Origin of the sequence: Paraburkholderia phymatum STM815 (assembly GCF_000020045.1) — a bacterium.
Taxonomy (GTDB): Bacteria; Pseudomonadota; Gammaproteobacteria; order Burkholderiales; family Burkholderiaceae; genus Paraburkholderia; species Paraburkholderia phymatum.
Map to the genome: position 1 here is coordinate 3,019,050 of NC_010622.1, position 14,516 is coordinate 3,033,565.

Sequence of the window (14,516 nt, forward strand, 5' to 3'; positions counted from 1 at the left end):
TGCGACTCGAACCGCGGCTTAACGCAGCTTGAGCGTGGACAAACCGAACAGGCACAACATCAGCGTGATGATCCAGAAGCGCACGACCACCTGCGTTTCTTTCCAGCCCGACAATTCGAAGTGGTGATGCAGCGGCGCCATCTTGAAGATGCGGCGGCCTTCACCGAAACGTGCCTTCGTGAACTTGAACCACGTGACCTGCAACATTACCGACACCGTCTCGGCGACGAAAATCCCGCCCATGATGAACAGCACGATTTCCTGACGCACGATCACAGCAATCGTGCCGAGCGCGCCGCCGAGCGCGAGCGCACCGACGTCGCCCATGAACACCTGCGCCGGGTGCGTGTTGAACCAGAGGAAGGCGAGCCCTGCCCCACCCATCGCCGAGCAGAAGATCAGCATTTCGCCGGCGCCCGCGATGTGGGGGAACAGCAGATATTTCGAATAGACGGCGCTGCCCATCACGTACGCGAACACCCCGAGCGACGAGCCGACCAGCACCACAGGCATGATCACGAGGCCGTCGAGACCATCCGTGAGATTCACCGCATTGCTCGAACCGACAATCACGAGGTACGTGAGCGCAATGAAGCCCCACACGCCGAGCGGATAGGTCATCGACTTGAGGAACGGCAGCAGCAGGTCGGCGCGCGCGGGCAGCCCCATCGACAGACCGCTTCTCACCCATGCCATGAACAGGTCAAACACGCGTACATTGCTCGCTTCCGACACACTGAACGCGAGATACACGGCCGCAAACAGGCCAATCAACGACTGCCAGAAATACTTTTCGCGCGACGACATGCCGCGCGGGTCCTTGTAGACGACCTTGCGGTAGTCGTCGACCCAGCCGATCACGCCGAAGCCGAACGTGACCAGCATCACGATCCAGATGAAACGGTTGGTCAAATCGGCCCACAGCAGCGTGGACACGGCGATGCCGATGAGGATCAGCACGCCGCCCATCGTCGGCGTGCCCGATTTCACGAGATGCGTTTGCGGTCCGTCCTTGCGCACCGCCTGGCCGACCTTCATCTGCGTCAGCTTGCGGATCACCCACGGGCCGCAGACGAGACCGATCAGCAGCGCGGTGATCGTCGCCGCGACAGCACGAAACGTCAGATAACTGAACACGCGCAAAAAGCCTACGTCGTTCTGCAGCCATTGCGCCAGCGCCAGTAACATACTCCTGTCCTTCTCTTTCAGTGTGCGCCGGGCGCCGTGCCCGGTGCAGCGGGTTGTGGACTCGTAACGGCGTCCACCACGCGTTCCATTTTCATGAAGCGCGAGCCTTTCACGAGATACGTTGCAGCCGCGCCGTAAGCGGCTTGCTTCAAGTGCGCGACGAGTGCTTCCACGTCGTCGCAGTGGTGCGCTTCGTCGCCGTATGCGGCGCACGCATCGCGCGACGCCTCGCCGAGCGCGTACAGCGCATCGATGCCTTGCGCCTTTGCATACGCGCCGACTTCGCGATGAAACTCGGGGCCGTTGTCGCCGACTTCACCCATGTCGCCCATCACCAGCACACGCGGCGAAGGACGCGCGGCGAGCACGTCGATCGCGGCGAGCATCGAGTCGGGATTCGCGTTGTACGTGTCGTCGATCACGGTCGCGCCCGCCATCGCGCCGAGCACCGCGCGCTTCACCTGCAAGCGGCCTTTGACTGCGCCGAATGCTTCGAGACCGCGCTTGATCGCGTCGAGCGACACGCCCGCTGCAAGCGCGGCTGCAGTCGCTGCCAATGCGTTGTGCGCGTTGTGTGCGCCAAGCACTTGCAACGTGACGTCGACGTGGCCTTCCGCGGTGTCGATGCTCAATTCGCTACCTTCGAGCGAGCCTTTGACCGCAGCTTCCGTCGTGTGTTCAGCCGTATTCAGCGCGAAATCGATAATGCGGTTGCCTGTCGCGGCGACGCGCCAGATACCCGCGTACGCGTCGTTGGCCGGAAACACGGCGACGCCTTCAGGCTTGAGCGCGTGAATCACGGCTGCATGTTCGAGCGCGACGGCTTCCACCGTCGCCATGAATTCCTGATGCTCACGCTGCGCGTTGTTGACGACGGCGACAGTCGGCTCGGCAATTTTGCCGAGCAGCGCAGTTTCGCCCGGATGGTTCATGCCGAGCTCGACAACAGCAAGCTTGTGCGTTTCGTTCAGCCGAAACAGCGTCAGCGGCAGGCCGACGTCGTTGTTGAAATTGCCCGCCGTCGCGAGACGCGACGCTTCGCCGACAGCCGCCGCGAAGATCGACGAGATCATTTCCTTGACCGTGGTCTTGCCGTTGCTGCCCGTCACGGCCACCAGCGGCAAGGAAAAGCGCTGCCGCCAGCCATTCGCCAATGCGCCCAGGGCCGTGCGCGTGTCGCCCGTGACGCGCAGCGCGGGCACCTCGAAGTTGTCGGGCGTGCGCGTCGCAAGCACGGCGCTAACGTTGTGCGCGGCGACGTCGGACAGAAAGTCGTGCGCGTCGAAGCGGTCGCCTTTGAGCGCGACGAACAGATCGCCGGGACCGCACGTGCGGCTATCCGTCGACACGCGTTCGAATGCGATCGAATCGTCGCCACTTACCGCTGCGCCCGGAATCACCGCGGCGGCTTCACGTAGTGTGAACATCATTCGCCGCCTCCGCGTGCATGCGTGGCGCGGGCCGCGAGTGCGAGCCGTGCATGATCCTGATCCGAGAAGGCGCGCTTCTTGCCCATGATTTCCTGCGTCGATTCGTGACCTTTGCCCGCCAGCACGACGACGTCTTCACGCGCCGCGCAGCGCACTGCCTGCAGGATGGCGCTCGCGCGGTCTTCGATACGGCGCGCCTTCGACGCGTCTTTCATGCCCGCGGCGATCTGGTCGATGATTTTGTGCGGATCTTCGCTGCGCGGGTTGTCGCTCGTCACGACGACGCCGTCGGCGCAACGCTCGGCGATTTCGCCCATCAGCGGGCGCTTGGTCGCGTCGCGATCGCCGCCGCAGCCGAACATGCAGATCAGCTTGCCGCCCCGCGCGTCCGCGATCGGGCGCAGCGCGGTCAGCGTTTGTTCAAGCGCGTCGGGCGTGTGCGCGTAGTCGATCACGACAAGCGGCTCGTCGTTCTGCACACGGCCGCCGAGGCGTTCCATCCGGCCATTCACCGATTCGAGCTTCGCGATCTGTGCGACGGCGGCGTCGAACGGTACGTCGGACGCGAGCAGCGCACCGAGCACGCCGAGCAGATTGCTCACGTTAAACGCGCCAAGCGTGTTCACCTCGATGTCCGAATTGCCCCAGTCCGACGCGATGTGAAATGCGGTCCCCGTCGTCGTCGCGCGCACGTTCGATGCGACGATCGATGCATCGGCCTGCACGTCGGCGCGCGGCTGCAGCGAGTAGGCGATCGTCTTCGCGTGACCGTTGGTGCTCGCGATCATGCGCCGGCCGGCTTCGTCGTCCGCGTTGATGACGGCCGCCTTCAGCTCCGGCCATGAAAACAGGCGCGCTTTCGCCGCTTCATAGGCAGCGAACGTGCCGTGATAGTCGAGGTGATCCTGCGTGAGATTCGTGAATACGCCGACACTGAACGCAGTGCCGTTCACGCGGCCCTGATGCAGCGCGTGCGACGACACTTCCATCGCGACGGCCTTCGCGCCTGCTGCGCGGAGTTGCTCGAGACTGCGCTGCAGTTGCGGCGCGTCCGGCGTCGTGAAGCCGGTGTGCACCAGTTGGCCCGGCATGCCGCTGCCGAGCGTGCCGATGATCGCGCACGGCTGGCCGAGCGCCGTCAGTGCCGCCGAAATCCAGTTCGTGCAGGACGTCTTGCCGTTCGTGCCCGTCACGCCGATCACGCGCATCGCGTCACTCGGGTCGCCGTACCATGCGCTCGCGATCGTGCCCGTAAGTTCATTCAGGCGCGGCACGGCGACCATCAGGGCGGGATCGATATCGCCTGCGAAGCCATCCGCTTGCACGAGTACGGCAGCTGCACCGCGCTCGATCGCGCTGGCGATGAACGGGCGATTGTCCGCGCCATCGACGGCGTACGCGAGAAACACGTCGCCCGGCGCGATCTTGCGGCTATCGGCGTGCAAATGTGCGCCTGGCTGCGCATGCGCGCGCAGCCAGGCAAGCGCTTCAGCAATCTGCTGTTGCGCCGGATGAGAAGAACGCAGCGCACTCATCTGACTACTCCGGGGCGGTTCTTCGTGTTGTCTGAAATCTGCAGCTTTTTCGGCGCGGTGTGCGTCGCCAGTTTCTTCGCGCCGTTCGCGGCCGGTTGCGACGCAGCGGCGGGCGTGGCGGGATTCATTTCGTCCGACACCACCATCTGCTTGACGGGCTGGTCGGGCGGCACGTTCAGCGAGCGCAGCGTATCGCCGACGATCGACGAGAACACGGGGCCCGAGACCTGGCCGCCGAAGTGGCTGCCCGCCGTCGGTTCGTCGACGGAAACTGCCACCACGATGCGGGGATTCGGCATCGGCGCCATGCCGACGAACGACGCGCGGTATTTGCTGTGGTCGTAGCCGCGGCCCACGTGCTTGTATGCCGTACCCGACTTGCCGCCCACGCGATAACCCGGCACCGCCGCATCGGGCGACGTGCCGTCCTTCGACACGACGGACTCGAGCATCGCGCGCACTTCGCGCGCCGTGGTCGGCGAGAAAACCTGCGGACCCGTCACGGGCTGATCCTTCTGCGTGCGGAAGATCGACACAGGCATGACCTGGCCGTCGTGCGCGATCGCCGTATAAGCGCGGCCCAGCTGGAACAGGGACACGGACAGACCGTAGCCGTACGACATCGTCGCCTGCTCGATGCGGCGCCAGCTTTTCCACGGACGCAAACGGCCTGCCGCTGCGCCCGGGAAACCGACCTTCGGCGCCTGGCCGAGACCGACGCTGGTGTACATGTTCCACATCTCTTCTGGCCGCAGCTGCATCGCGATCTTGGTCGCGCCGATGTTGCTCGACTTCTGGATCACACCGCCGACGGTCAGCACGCCGAAACCGGCGTCGTCCGTGATAGGCGCGCCGTCCAGCACGAAACGGCCGCCGCCCGTATCAACCAGTGTAGTCGGCGTGACGCGATGCAGGTCGAGCGCGAGCGAGACCGTGAACGGCTTCATGATCGAGCCGGGCTCGAACGTGTCGGTAAGGATGCGGTTGCGCAGCTGCTCTCCCGTCAGGTGCGAGCGGTCGTTCGGGTTGTACGTCGGGTAATTGACGAGCGCGAGCACTTCGCCCGTGCGCACGTCGATCACCATCGCAGCGCCTGCTTTGGCCTTGAACTTCTGCACGGCCGCTTTCAGGTTGGTGTACGCGATGTACTGGATCTTGCTGTCAATCGACAGATCCACGTCCTGCCCGTTGTGCGGCACGACCTGCTCGTCGACGTCTTCGATGATGTGGCCGAGACGGTCCTTGATCACGCGGCGGCTCCCCGCCATGCCTGCGAGCAGCTTCTGGTCGCCGAGTTCGACGCCTTCCTGGCCTTCGTCCTCGACGTTCGTGAAGCCGATCAGGTGGGCCGTGATCTCGCCTTCCGGATAGAAACGCTTGTACTCGTTACGCTGATAGATACCGGGAATGTTCAGCGCTTCGACTTTAGCAGCGACGTCGACGGGAACCTGGCGCTTCACATAGACGAAGGTCTTGTCTTCCGACAGCTTCTTGCGCAGTTCCGGCTGCGTCATGTCGAGCAGCCTGGCGAGATCGGCGAGTTTGTCCGCGCCGAGATCGTCCGGCACGGATTCGGGAATCGCCCAGATTGCGCGCACGGGCAAGCTCGTCGCGAGCACGAGGCCGTTACGGTCGAGAATCTTGCCGCGTGTGGCGGGCAGTTCGAGGCGGCGCTGGTAGCGGCTTTCGCCCTGCTTCTGATAGAACGCGTTACCCGGGCCCTGAATCCAGAATGCGCGCGCCGTCAGTGCGACGAATGCCATGAAAAGCAGAAACACCACGAGCTTCGAACGCCACATCGGCAGACGCACCGAGAGAATCGGATTCGCCGAGAACGCGACGCTCTTGTTCTTGTTCGACGATTTCTTCATCGCGTGCCTCCACGCGCTTTCGTGGCGGTCGCCGGGTTCGGCGCCGATGTCGGGATGGGTGCGTCTTCTGCCTTTGCGGAGCCGGCGTCGAGCGTCAGATATTGCGTGCGGCCGGTGGTCGCGCCCTGCATCTTGAGAGAGTCGGTCGCGATCTGCTCGATGCGCGAAGTTTTCGACAGCGCGCTCTGCTGATATTGAAGCTGCGAATAGTCCTGCTGCAGCTGACGCTCCTGCGATTGGGCACGCTGCAACTGGATGAAGAACTGGCGCTGCTGATTGGTCGCGTTGACGACGGAAAGCGCGCAGCCCATGACGACGATCAGCAGAAAGATGTTGAGACGGTTCATGGCGCGATCCGCTCCGCAACGCGCATCACGGCGGAACGGGCGCGGGGGTTCGCGGCGACTTCTTCGTCGCTCGCGAATACGCGGCCCAGCAGTTTGAGCGGCGGGCTCGGCAAGTCAACGGCGCGGATCGGCAGACGGCGATCGACAGCAGGCGCACTCGAGTGCGTCTGCATGAACCGTTTGACGATCCGGTCTTCGAGCGAATGAAAGCTGATCACGACCAGCCGCCCCCCTTGCTCCAGCAACGACAATGCTGCTTCTAGTACGACTTGCAGCTCCGCAAGCTCTTGATTGATGTGAATCCGTATAGCCTGAAAGGTGCGGGTTGCCGGGTCCTTACCCTTCTCACGGGTTTTGACGACGTTAGCCACGATTTGGGCAAGCTCGCCCGTGCTGACGAGAGGCCCAAGACGGTCGGACTCTGCCCGGCGAGCAACAAGCGCCTTTGCAATCTGAAAAGCAAACCGTTCTTCCCCATAATCCCGTATCACCTCCGTCATTTCCTGCACCGTCGCCCGCGCCAGCCAGTCCGCAGCGGATTCGCCGCGCGTCGGGTCCATCCGCATGTCGAGCGGGCCGTCGGCGCGGAAACTGAAACCCCGCTCCGGGTCGTCGAACTGCGGCGACGACACGCCCAGATCCAGCAGCACACCCGACACACGCCCTACCGCGCGCTCGCTCATCGCGTCGCGCAGTGATGCAAAGCTTTCATGCACGATCTCGAAGCGCGGGTCGGCGACCTGCTGCGCGGTGGCAATGGCGAGCGGGTCTTTGTCGAACGCAATCAGACGACCTGCTTCACCCAGCTTTGCCAATACCGCGCGGCTGTGACCGCCGCGCCCGAACGTGCCATCTATATAGATACCGTCCACGCGCGTGACGAGCGCGTTCACCGCTTCTTCCAGCAGCACCGTGCGATGCTGCAATTCGTTTCCCATCGCAGGCGCCATATGTATTACCTGCGGTCAGAATGTGAAGTTTTTCAAGGACTCGGGCATGCCTTGCGACATCGCTTCCTGTTCCTGCGCGTCGTAGGTTTCCTTGTCCCAGATCTCGAACCGACTTCCCATTCCAAGCAACATCACTTCTTTTTCCAGCTTCGCCGCCTGGCGCAATTCCGGCGCGATCAGCACGCGGCCGGCCGTATCCAGTTCGACGTCCGCCGCGCTGCCGAGGAAGATGCGCTGGAACCACTTGGCATCCATTGGCAGGTTGACGATCTTGGCGCGGAAGACTTCCCACTCGGGGCGCGGAAACAGCAACAGGCAGCCGTCCGGATGACGCGTAATGGTCATTCGGCCTTCTGCCTGTCCTTGCAGCGCATCACGATAGCGAGACGGCACGGACATCCGCCCCTTCGCATCGAGTGTCAGCGCTGACGCCCCTTGGAACACTTCACTCCCCTTTTGTCAGGGCGCCGAAAGATGTCGCCCGATTCTGGAAATTTACTGGAGAAAGCGCGGCACATCACACAAAAATACACTTTCTCACACTGTCTCCCACTTTAGAGTAACCCCCAACACCGGTCAAGGGAGCGGCGCGCTTTTTTCGCCGATTTTGTTTGCTAGAACAAGGACTTAGCGCGACTTGCTCACGCCGCATCTAAAACGGAAAATCGTTATAAATGAATGAGCTAGTGAACCTTGTGAAGGTGATACCTGAAAAGTGCCGCGGAAGAGCGTGGAGCAAAAGCGTTCGGGGAGGACGAAAAGCGCGGAGTAGCGGTGGATTTGGAGCGATTTTCAGGACGGCGCTGAGAACGCCGTCCCACTTCCAGCGGATCTGGTTGTCGGATTAAATATGATACGCGGTGCGGGTCATGATTTTGGACGCCGCCCGCATTAGAGCACGCACCGGAAACGGCAGCTCGAGGCCGCCGGCATCCGTCGCCGCCTTGCCATGCGCGGCTTCATCGACACGCATCTGTTCGACGATCGCTCGCGACTCGTGATCGCCTTCCGGCAACCTGGTCAGATGTCCGTCCAGATGAAGCTCCACTTGCCGCTCCGTCTCCGCCATGAAGCCGAGGCTCACACGGTCGCCGAGACGGCCAGCCGCGAAACCGATCGCGAGCGCGCCAGCATACCAGAGCGGATTAAGCAGACTCGGACGCGATTGGAGCGCTTCGAGGCGCTTGTAGGTCCACGCGAGGTGATCTTCCTCTTCGCGGGCGGCGTGCTCGAAGGCCTGCTTCAGCGCGGGTGAACGCGTCGCCATCTTTTGCGCCTGATAAAGCGCCTGCGCGCAGACCTCGCCCACATGATTGACACGCATCAATCCCGCCGAGTGCGCGCGCTCTTCGTCGGTCAGTTCGACATGTTCTGTCGATGCCGGCGGGACGGGCAGGGGACGCGACATGCGCGACACCCCGGTCATCGAGCGTAAACCCCGATCAAACTCAGTAATCAATTCATCAAGCAGCATTCCGACCTCCAGAACCCGGCGCGCGGACCACTTCTCGCAAACTCTTGTCCAGCAATGATTTGCGGGCGACGACAGAAAAAGTTCCGTAGCGTTTCCGACGGCCGATTTCGGATTTTAGATCATGTTGCGTAAACGAAACAGCGGTCCAATTGGCGGGCTCCTTTTTCTTTGTGCGCTTAGGTGTCTTTGTTACATTACGTGGCAACTTCCTGACGAAGTTATGCAAGGTCGCAACATAGATAACTACTTGCCTTGTTTGAAAATAATTTGCAAATCCTTGGAGATCTTTCGATGAAAAAGTCGCTTCTCGCTCTTGCAGCATTGGGCGCGTTTGCTGGCGTCGCTCACGCACAGAGCAGCGTGACGTTGTACGGCATTATTGATGAAGGTTTTAACTACACGAGCAACGTGCAGACGGCGGCAGGCGCCGGACGTACCGGTAACCATCTGTACAACCTGTCGAGCGGCGTGATGCAGGGCAGCCGTTGGGGCCTCCGCGGCGCTGAAGACCTGGGCGGCGGCCTGAAGGCTGTCTTCGTGCTGGAAAGCGGATTCGACGTGAACAGCGGCAAATCCGGTCAAGGCGGCTCGCTGTTCGGTCGTCAGGCTTATGTCGGTCTGTCGAGCCAGTTCGGTACGGTGACGCTCGGTCGCCAATATGACTCCGTGGTCGACTTTGTCGGTCCGCTGGAAGCCGGCGACCAGTGGGGCGGCTACATCGCGGCTCACCCGGACGATCTGGACAACTTCAACAACGCCAACCGGGTGAACAACGCGATCAAGTACACGAGCGCAAACTACGCCGGCCTGACGTTCGGCGGTATGTATAGCCTCGGTGGCGTCGCGGGCGCAACGGGCCGCAACCAGATCTGGTCGTTGGGCGCTGGCTATAATAACGGCCCGCTCGTGTTGGGCGCAGGCTATTTGAACGTCCGCGATCCGAACCAATCGTTCTGGGGCAATACGCCGAGCGGCTTGGCTAACCCGAACAACAACATCGGCAGGACGACGGTGACGGGCGTCCAGGGTAACCCGGTCATCTCGGGCTTCGCTTCGGCAAGTTCGTACCAGGTCGGTGGCGCGGGCGGCGCATACACGTTCGGCGCTGCGACGGTCGGCCTGACGTATTCGTTCATCCAGTTCGGTAATCTGGGTGCAGCCAACGTCACCGCTCCGGCATACAAGGGCACGGCGACGTTTAACAATGGCGAAATCAACTTCAAGTATCAGTTGACGCCGGCTCTCGTGCTGGGCGCTGCGTACGACTACACGCGCCTCGCCGACTTCAACGGTCACGGTGGTGCGCACTACAACCAGGGCGCACTGGGTGCGGACTACTTCCTGTCGAAGCGCACGGACGTCTATCTGATCGGCGTGTACCAGCACGCTTCCGGTACGGACTCGACGGGTCAGTCGGCCGTTGCTTCGATCAACGGCCTGACGCCGTCGAACTCGAACAACCAGACCACGGTTCGTGTCGGTATCCGTCACAAGTTCTAATAAGTTGTGAAAGCGTAGTAACCCTCGAGGGCGTCTTCGGACGCCCTTTTTTATTGGTGCGTCGCCGCGGTGCGTCGATACCCGCACAAAGAATACGGCCCAACGGTCTACACCGTCGGGCCGTATTCTTTGCGCGAGCTGCGGTGCCCGTCTGTTCGCGGTTGTCTCTCTCGCCTGAAGCGTTGTGTTAGCTAATCGCCACTTTCACACGCGGCCGTCGCGCAGTTCGCGACGCAGTATCTTGCCGACATTGCTCTTCGGCAGTTCCGTGCGGAACTCGACCGTCCGCGGCCGCTTGTAGCCCGTCAGTTGATCCTTGCAGTAGGCGAAGATGTCGGCGTCGGTAATCGCGTCGTCCTTTTTCACGATGTAAAGCTTCACCGCTTCACCCGAATGCTCGTCAGGCACGCCGACGGCTGCGACTTCGAACACCCCCGGATGCTTCGCGACGACATCTTCGATCTCGTTCGGATAGACGTTGAAGCCCGACACAAGAATCATGTCCTTCTTGCGATCGACGATCTTCACGAAGCCGTCATCGCTGAGGGTGGCGATGTCACCCGAGCGGAAGAAGCCATCGGCCGTCATCACCTTTGCCGTCTCCTCGGGACGGTTCCAGTAGCCTGCCATCACCTGCGGACCGCGAATGCACAGTTCGCCGGCCTGACCGTTCGGGAGTTCGTTACCGTCGTCATCGCGGATCGAGACTTCCGTGGACGGCAGCGGCAAACCGATCGTGCCGCTGTATTCAGTGACCGTCGTCGGATTGCAGGTCACGCACGGCGACGTCTCCGAAAGACCGTAGCCCTCGACAATGGGCGCGCGCGTACGCTCGTACCAGCGATTCGCGACAGCTTCCTGGACGGCCATGCCGCCCGCGTTCGCGACCAGCAGGTTCGAAAGATCGAGCTTGGTGAAATCCGGGTGATTGAGCATCGCGTTGTACAACGTGTTGACAGCAGGGAAAGTCGTGATCTTGTAGCCGTGCAGCGACTTGATCATCCCCGCGATATCGCGCGGATTCGGGATCAGCACGCCCAGGCCGCCCGTACGAATCGTCAGCAGGCCACAGACGGTCAGCGCAAACACGTGATACAGCGGCAGTGCAACAACGGTCACGAACTGATCGATATCGCGGCGCTTGCTGCGTGCGGGCTCGACCCACGCGTGCGACTGCAGCACGTTCGCGACCAGGTTGCGATGCAGCAGCGTCGCGCCCTTTGCGACCCCTGTCGTGCCGCCCGTGTACTGAAGGAAAGCGACGTCGTCGGGGGTCTGCTTAACTGGCTTGAGCCGGCTTCGAGCGCCTTCCGAAAGAGCGTCGTTGAATGCGATGTAACCGGGCAGTTGCCATGCGGGCACCATCTTCTTCACGCGCCGCACGACGAAATTGACCATTAAGCCCTTCGCGCCCATCAGATCACCCATCGACGCCACGACGATATGTTTGATCGCCGTATTGCGGACGATCGCCTGCAACGTCACCGCGAAATTCTCAAGCAGGACGATCGCTTCTGCGCCACTGTCTTTCAGCTGATGTTCGAGTTCGCGCGGCGTGTAAAGCGGATTCACGTTCACGACCACATAGCCCGCGCGCAAGATCGCCGCGAGCGCGACGGGATACTGCAGCACGTTGGGCATCATGATGGCGATACGCGCGCCGCGCGCAATGCCCTTCGCCTGGAACCAGGCGGCGAGCCGCGTTGACAGGCTGTCTAGTTCGCCGTATGTGATCTGCTTGCCCATACACGCAAAAGCGGGCTTCGCGCGATTGTCGCGGAAGCTCTCCTCGAGCAACGAGGTAATCGAATCGTATTGCGTCGCGTCGATCTCTTTGGGTACGCCGGGCGGATACGATTTCAGCCAGACTTTTTCCATACGGCGTCTCCTCCGTGATTTTCGAATGGTCGTGCTAAAAAGCGCATCGTAGCATGCGAGCAAGCGTCGACATTCGGGATAGGCCACCAGTTAGACGATGCACTCGAAAGCGCGGACAGGGGCGCGGTGGCGCGGTGGCGCGGAGGAGGATCCGCCGCGCGCTCGGAAAATGGCTCAGGCGCGTTCGACTTCGACGAGGCAGTCGTAGAAAGTCGCCGAACCGCCGAGGTCGGTCAGCGCCTGGCTTGTGACCTCGTTGGCATTTCGGCCGTCCGGCGCGAGCTTCTTCCACCAGATTGACAGACCGACGACGAGCCCTTCGCGGGATTTCCCGGTGACACGGACGCGAGCCTGCATCGAGCCGCGATCATTGAAGATGCGAACCTGATCACCGTCGTTGATGCCACGTTCACATGCGTCTGCGGGATGCATGTCGAGGTGCGGCTCGCCTTCCGTCGCGCGCAGGCTGTCGACGTTGACGAAGGTGCTGTTGAGGAAATTGCGTGCGGGCGGGGAAATCATCGCGAGCGGATAGCGTTCGGCGAGATCCGGCGAGCCGTCCGCCGATTCGTACGGCGGCAGATAATCCGGTACGGGCTCGAGGCCCGCCTGCGCGAGACGCTCGCTGAAAAACTCGCACTTGCCCGACGGCGTGCGGAATCCGCCGTTTGCGAACGGTGCATCCGACACCTTCAGCTTCGCCCAGCCGTCACGCTTGAGTGTGTCCCACGTGACGCCTTCCAGCAGCGGGTCATTCCACCGCAAGGCCGACTTCGCTACCGTCTCGTCGCTGTCGTACAACGCCGGTTCGTCGAGGTTCATGGACCGCGCGATGCCGCGGAAGATCTCCGTATTCGGACGCGCTTCTCCAACGGGTGCGATCGCGGGCAGATTCACCATCACGTGCGTGTGGCCGTACGACTTGTGAATATCCAGATGCTCGAGCTGGGTCGTCGCCGGCAGCAGTAAGTCTGCGTAGTCGGCCGTATCCGTCTGGAAGTGCTCGAGAACGATCGTGAACAGATCCTCGCGCGCGAAACCGGACGCGACCCGCGCCGAGTCGGGCGCCACGGCCACGGGGTTTGAGTTGTACACGACGATTGCCTCGATCTTCGGACCAAAAGTCGCATCGCCCGGATGGCACAGCGCATCACCGATTGCGTTCATGTTGATGACACGCGCCGGCTGCGACGGCCAGCCCGGCATCAGATCGGGACGCGAAAGCGCGTGTGAATCGACGGGCGCCCAGCCCGACGACGACAGCAGCATTCCGCCCGCGCGCTCGCGCCATGCGCCCGTCAGCGAAGGCAGACAGGCGATCGCGCGCACGGCATTGCCGCCGCCGCGCACCCGTTGCATCCCGTAGTTCAAACGGATTGCCGCCTTTTTTGTGCGGCCATAAAGACGCGCGAGATCGACGATTACCTGTTCTTCGATGCCGCAAATCTGCGCGGCTCGCGAAGGCGGATAGGCGAGCGCGCGCGCGTTGAGTTGCTCGAAACCGAGCGTGTGATCGGCGATATATGCGCGATCGAGCATCTCTTCGGCGATCAGCACATGCATCATGCCGAGCGCGAGCGCGCCGTCCGTGCCCGGCCTCAGCGCGATGTGCTGGTGGCACTTTTCGGCCGTCAGCGAGCGATACGGATCGATCGCGATGAGGCGCGCGCCGTTGCGCTTGGCTTCCTGTGCGCGCGTCCAGAAATGCAGGTTGGAGGCGATCGGGTTTGCGCCCCAGATCAGAATCAGTTCGCTCTCGGCGAAAAACTCGGTGTGCATGCCGAGACTCGCGCCATACGTGTACTTGAGGCCCGCCGCGCCGGCCGCTGCGCAGATCGTCCGGTCGAGTTGAGACGCACCGAGCTTATGGAAAAACCGTTGCGCGATGCTGTCGCCCTGCACGAAACCCATCGTGCCGGCGTAGCTGTACGGCAAGATTGCTTCGGGCGCGCGGGCGGCGATTTCCGACAGGCGCTCGCCTGCCAGATGCAGCGCTTCGTCCCAGCTGATCGGCTCGAAACGCCCCTCGCCCTTGGGACCGACGCGCCGCATCGGAGTCGTCAGCCGGCGAGGGTGGTGAACGCGATCTGCATAACGGCTGACCTTCGTGCACAGCACGCCTTGGGTGGGCGGATGGTCCGGATCGCCGACGACCTTGATCGCACGACCGCCCTGGACCGTCACGCGCATCGCGCAGGTATCCGGGCAATCGTGCGGGCAGACGGCGCGGGCAAATTCAACGGGAGCGTTCATGTGTTTATATCGACAGGGACAGCGCGGATGAAGGTATTGATTTTATTACGTTCTGGCGAACAGATTTGACGCATGGCCGTCAAAAATGGG

The 14,516-nt window shown here is 62.2% G+C and carries 11 protein-coding genes; 1 reads left to right on the forward strand and 10 read right to left on the reverse strand.

Features of this window, described 5'->3' with window-relative positions:
* Window positions 1-18: 18 nt before the first annotated feature.
* The 8 genes from mraY to coq7 all read right to left on the reverse strand — a co-directional run bounded on the left by mraY (window position 19) and on the right by coq7 (window position 8,795).
* Window positions 19-1,188, reverse strand: a complete 1,170-nt coding sequence (mraY, locus tag BPHY_RS13570) for a phospho-N-acetylmuramoyl-pentapeptide-transferase (protein WP_012402047.1) — start codon at window positions 1,186-1,188, stop codon at window positions 19-21.
* Window positions 1,189-1,205: 17 nt separating this feature from the next.
* Window positions 1,206-2,618: a UDP-N-acetylmuramoyl-tripeptide--D-alanyl-D-alanine ligase gene (locus BPHY_RS13575; protein WP_012402048.1), complete on the reverse strand. Its 1,413-nt coding sequence runs from the start codon at window positions 2,616-2,618 to the stop codon at window positions 1,206-1,208.
* Window positions 2,615-4,153 carry a UDP-N-acetylmuramoyl-L-alanyl-D-glutamate--2,6-diaminopimelate ligase gene (locus tag BPHY_RS13580; protein ID WP_012402049.1) on the reverse strand — a complete coding sequence of 513 codons (1,539 nt, stop codon included), beginning with the start codon at window positions 4,151-4,153 and terminating at the stop codon, window positions 2,615-2,617. The genes BPHY_RS13575 and BPHY_RS13580 overlap by 4 nt, the downstream gene beginning before the upstream one ends.
* Entirely contained in the window at window positions 4,150-6,024 is a 1,875-nt protein-coding gene (locus BPHY_RS13585; protein WP_012402050.1) for a peptidoglycan D,D-transpeptidase FtsI family protein, read from the reverse strand. Before BPHY_RS13585 ends, BPHY_RS13580 begins: the two co-directional genes overlap by 4 nt.
* A complete protein-coding gene (gene ftsL / locus BPHY_RS13590; protein WP_012402051.1) occupies window positions 6,021-6,371 on the reverse strand; it encodes a cell division protein FtsL in 351 nt (116 codons plus the stop codon). The genes BPHY_RS13585 and ftsL overlap by 4 nt, the downstream gene beginning before the upstream one ends.
* Window positions 6,368-7,321: a 16S rRNA (cytosine(1402)-N(4))-methyltransferase RsmH gene (gene rsmH / locus BPHY_RS13595; protein WP_012402052.1), complete on the reverse strand. Its 954-nt coding sequence runs from the start codon at window positions 7,319-7,321 to the stop codon at window positions 6,368-6,370. The genes ftsL and rsmH overlap by 4 nt, the downstream gene beginning before the upstream one ends.
* 15 nt (window positions 7,322-7,336) lie before the next feature.
* The gene (mraZ, locus tag BPHY_RS13600) at window positions 7,337-7,765 is read right to left on the reverse strand and encodes a division/cell wall cluster transcriptional repressor MraZ (RefSeq protein WP_041763615.1); all 429 of its coding nucleotides are present in this window, start codon (window positions 7,763-7,765) and stop codon (window positions 7,337-7,339) included.
* 400 nt (window positions 7,766-8,165) lie between these two features.
* Window positions 8,166-8,795 carry a 2-polyprenyl-3-methyl-6-methoxy-1,4-benzoquinone monooxygenase gene (gene coq7, locus BPHY_RS13605; protein WP_041763616.1) on the reverse strand — a complete coding sequence of 210 codons (630 nt, stop codon included), beginning with the start codon at window positions 8,793-8,795 and terminating at the stop codon, window positions 8,166-8,168.
* A gap of 291 nt (window positions 8,796-9,086) precedes the next feature.
* On the opposite strand from coq7, the gene BPHY_RS13610 reads away from it, so the two are divergent.
* Window positions 9,087-10,295: a porin gene (locus BPHY_RS13610; protein WP_012402055.1), complete on the forward strand. Its 1,209-nt coding sequence runs from the start codon at window positions 9,087-9,089 to the stop codon at window positions 10,293-10,295.
* Window positions 10,296-10,499: 204 nt separating this feature from the next.
* On the opposite strand, the gene BPHY_RS13615 is transcribed toward BPHY_RS13610, so the two are convergent.
* The gene (locus BPHY_RS13615; RefSeq protein WP_012402056.1) at window positions 10,500-12,173 is read right to left on the reverse strand and encodes a long-chain fatty acid--CoA ligase; all 1,674 of its coding nucleotides are present in this window, start codon (window positions 12,171-12,173) and stop codon (window positions 10,500-10,502) included.
* Between the two features lie 174 nt (window positions 12,174-12,347).
* Window positions 12,348-14,426 carry a molybdopterin-containing oxidoreductase family protein gene (locus tag BPHY_RS13620; protein ID WP_012402057.1) on the reverse strand — a complete coding sequence of 693 codons (2,079 nt, stop codon included), beginning with the start codon at window positions 14,424-14,426 and terminating at the stop codon, window positions 12,348-12,350.
* Between the last annotated feature and the right edge of the window lie 90 nt (window positions 14,427-14,516).

Coding starts and splice junctions, on each gene's coding strand:
- mraY (WP_012402047.1), bottom strand. CDS start 1,188: ATGTTACTGGCGCTGGCGCAATGGCTGCAGAACGACGTAGGCTTTTTG.
- BPHY_RS13575 (WP_012402048.1), bottom strand. CDS start 2,618: ATGATGTTCACACTACGTGAAGCCGCCGCGGTGATTCCGGGCGCAGCG.
- BPHY_RS13580 (WP_012402049.1), bottom strand. CDS start 4,153: ATGAGTGCGCTGCGTTCTTCTCATCCGGCGCAACAGCAGATTGCTGAA.
- BPHY_RS13585 (WP_012402050.1), bottom strand. CDS start 6,024: ATGAAGAAATCGTCGAACAAGAACAAGAGCGTCGCGTTCTCGGCGAAT.
- ftsL (WP_012402051.1), bottom strand. CDS start 6,371: ATGAACCGTCTCAACATCTTTCTGCTGATCGTCGTCATGGGCTGCGCG.
- rsmH (WP_012402052.1), bottom strand. CDS start 7,321: ATGGCGCCTGCGATGGGAAACGAATTGCAGCATCGCACGGTGCTGCTG.
- coq7 (WP_041763616.1), bottom strand. CDS start 8,795: ATGCTGCTTGATGAATTGATTACTGAGTTTGATCGGGGTTTACGCTCG.
- BPHY_RS13610 (WP_012402055.1), top strand. CDS start 9,087: ATGAAAAAGTCGCTTCTCGCTCTTGCAGCATTGGGCGCGTTTGCTGGC.
- BPHY_RS13615 (WP_012402056.1), bottom strand. CDS start 12,173: ATGGAAAAAGTCTGGCTGAAATCGTATCCGCCCGGCGTACCCAAAGAG.
- BPHY_RS13620 (WP_012402057.1), bottom strand. CDS start 14,426: ATGAACGCTCCCGTTGAATTTGCCCGCGCCGTCTGCCCGCACGATTGC.